1 protein-coding gene and 1 pseudogene are annotated in these 356 nt (G+C 46.6%); one reads left to right on the top strand and one right to left on the bottom strand.

Features of this window, described 5'->3' with window-relative positions:
- Positions 1–148, top strand: a pseudogene (locus tag QTN95_RS21200) (transposase); the annotation flags it as partial.
- 6 nt (positions 149–154) lie between these two features.
- Here QTN95_RS21200 and QTN95_RS21195 read toward each other — a convergent pair.
- A partial coding sequence (locus tag QTN95_RS21195; protein WP_331418909.1) for a transposase occupies positions 155–356 on the bottom strand: 202 nt, incomplete at its 5' end.

The following is a 356-nucleotide window of genomic DNA, read 5'->3' as shown; positions in this document are numbered from 1 at the left end:
AACGGCGGCTCGTACTCCCAAGCAGTTGGTGAGGCTTTACGCAAAGCGCATGCAGATAGAGGAAACCTTCCGAGACTTAAAGAGTCCCGCTTACGGATTAGGCCTACGTCAAAGCCGCACTAGTTGCCCCAAAAGGTTCGATATTATTTCCTGATTACCACCGACTCTCAGCTAGCTTGAGAAGCTTTTCTGGCATAGGTGGTGCGTATACCGATGCTCTTAAAAGTGCAAGGGTCATGTCCTCAAGGTTAAAGCGATGATTGAATCTAAAGCAGAATTCTCCAAGATATCTCGGTAAGTGTTTCTTGCGTATCGCATGATACGTCCCATGTAGCGAGTTCTTAACATTACCAATC

The sequence above is a fragment of the Vibrio sp. M260112 genome, from assembly GCF_036533775.1.
Lineage (GTDB): Bacteria > Pseudomonadota > Gammaproteobacteria > Enterobacterales > Vibrionaceae > Vibrio.
This window is presented reverse-complemented; position numbering and strand designations above follow the sequence as displayed.